This is a genomic window from Geodermatophilus sp. CPCC 205761 (assembly GCF_051383655.1).
In the GTDB taxonomy this organism is placed as follows: domain Bacteria; phylum Actinomycetota; class Actinomycetes; order Mycobacteriales; family Geodermatophilaceae; genus Geodermatophilus.
Window position 1 is genome coordinate 1 of sequence record NZ_JALPKQ010000100.1, and the last position, 2,473, is coordinate 2,473.

General features: G+C 74.8%; 1 protein-coding gene. It reads right to left on the reverse strand.

The genetic code is table 11. The features are described from left to right. The coding region (locus MY526_RS26875) for a bifunctional FO biosynthesis protein CofGH (protein ID WP_436705478.1) at window positions 1-2,473 on the reverse strand (2,473 nt) is incomplete at both ends.

Here is a 2,473-nt window from a genome sequence, read left to right on the forward strand (position 1 = left end):
GCGGGCGGTGGCCATCCGCTCGGCGGTGGGGGTGCCGTACTCGGTGGTGCGCTGGCGGGCGGGCCGGCCGATCGCGGCGGCCATGGCTTCGAGTTCGGCGATGGTCTTCAGCGAGCCGTTCTCGCTGCCGGCCATCCGGCTGATGGTCTCCTCCATCAGGGTGCCGCCCAGGTCGTTGGCGCCGCCGGTGAGCACCGCCTTGGTGCCGGCGTCGGCGAGCTTGACCCAGGAGGTCTGGATGTTGGCGATCCGGCCGTGCAGCAGGAGGCGGGCGACGGCGTGCACGGCGCGGTTCTCCCGCACGGTGGGTCCCGGGCGGGCGACGCCGGCCAGGTAGATCGGGGAGTTGTGGTGCACGAAGGGCAGCAGCACGAACTCGGTGAACCCGCCGGTCTGGTCCTGGACCGCGGCGAGGGTGCGCAGGTGCGCGACCCAGTGCGCGGGGGTGTCGACGTGCCCGTACATCATCGTGGAGGTGGTCGGCAGGCCGATCCGGTGCGCGGTGCGGATGATGTCCAGCCAGGTGGCGGTGGGCAGCTTGCCCTTGGTGAGCACCCAGCGGACGTCGTCGTCGAGGATCTCCGCCGCGGTGCCCGGCACGGAGTCCAGGCCGGCCTCCTTCGCGGCGACCAGGAACTCCTCGAACGACAGGCCGGTGCGGGCGGCGCCGTTGACGATCTCCATCGGGCTGAAGGCGTGCAGGTGGATGCCCGGCCGGCGGCGCTTCACCTCCCGGGCCAGGTCGAGGTAGGCGGTGCCGGGCAGGTCGGGGTGGATGCCGCCCTGCATGCAGATCTCGGTGGCCCCGGCCGCCCAGGCCTGGTCGACCCGGTCGCCGACCTCGGCCAGGGACAGGGTGTAGGCGTCGGCGTCGGTGCGCCGCTGGGCGAAGGCGCAGAACCGGCAGCCGGTGTAGCAGACGTTGGTGAAGTTGATGTTCCGGTTCACCACGTAGGTGACGTCCGCGCCGACGGTGTCGGCGCGGACGGCGTCGGCCAGCGCGCACAGCGCGGCCAGATCGGGGCCGTCGGCGCCCAGCAGCGCCAGGTACTCGGCGTCGGTCAGCCCGGCCGGGTCGGTCTCGGCCCGGCGCAGGGCGGCGTGCACGGCGGGGTCACCGGCGGCCAGCGCGGTCGAGGCGCCCGACCGGGCGTCCACCGTGCGGTCGCGCAGTTCGGCCCAGTCGCCGTAGACCGCGTCGAAGTCGCTGCGCCGGTCGGCGGTGCGGCCGACGGTGTCGACCTCCACGTTCAGGTCCACCCGCCCCGTCGAGGTCCAGGCCGGGTCCGGTTCCTGCCAGGGCAGCCCGGCCGGGTGCCGGCCCTCCACCGCCAGCCCGTCCGGGCCGGCCAGCGCCGCCACGTGCGGCCGGACCCGGGGGTCCAGCCACGGCTCGGGGGAGCGCACGTACGGGGGCTGGGCGGCCAGCCGCTCGCGGAGGGTGAACCCGGCCTCGGCGGTCAGCGCGGCCAGCTTGTCGATGTTGGGCCAGGGCCGTTCGGGGTTGACGTGGTCCGGGGTCAGCGGGGACACCCCGCCCCAGTCGTCCACCCCGGCCCGCAGCAGCAGCTCCAGCTCGGTGGAGTCGCTCAGGTTCGGCGGCGCCTGCACCCGCGCCTTGGGGCCGAGCAGCAGCCGGGTCACCGCCACCGCGGCGACGTACTCCTGCAGCTCCAGGTCATCCGAGCCGGCCATCGCCGTCCGGGGCTTGGCCCGGAAGTTCTGCACGATCACCTCCTGCACGTGCCCGTGCCGGTGCGCCGAGGCCCGGATCTCGCGGATCGCGTCGACCCGCTCGGCGTAGTTCTCGCCGATGCCCAGCAGCACGCCGGTGGTGAACGGGACGGCGGAGCGCCCGGCGTCCTCCAGCACCCGCAGCCGCACCGCCGGCTCCTTGTCCGGAGAGCCGTAGTGCGGGCCGCCGCGCTCGGCCCACAGCCGGGTCGCGGTGGTCTCCAGCATCATCCCCATGGAGGCGGAGACCGGCTTGAGCCGCTGGATCTCCTCCCACGTCAGCACGCCGGGGTTGAGGTGGGGGAGCAGCCCGGTCTCCTCGAGCACCCGGATCGCCATCGCCCGCAGATAGGCCAGGGTGGAGTCGAACCCGTGCGCCTCCAGCCACGACGCGGCGACCGGCCAGCGGTCCTCGGGGCGGTCGCCGAGGGTGAACAGCGCCTCCTTGCAGCCCAGCGCCGCCCCCGCCCGGGCCACCTCCAGCACCTCGTCCGGGGAGAGGAACGGCGCCTTCCCGGCCGCCCGCAGCGCACCCGGGGTGGTCACGAACGTGCAGTAGTGGCAGCGGTCCCGGCACAGGTGGGTCAGCGGGATGAACACCTTGCGGCTGTAGGTCACCACCCCCGCCCGGCCGGCCGAGGCCAGCCCGGCGTCCCGCACCCGGGACGCCGCGGCCAGCAGCCGGTCCAGCGGCTCGCCCTCGCCCAGCCCGCGGGCGTGCAGCAGCGTCTCGGCCTCG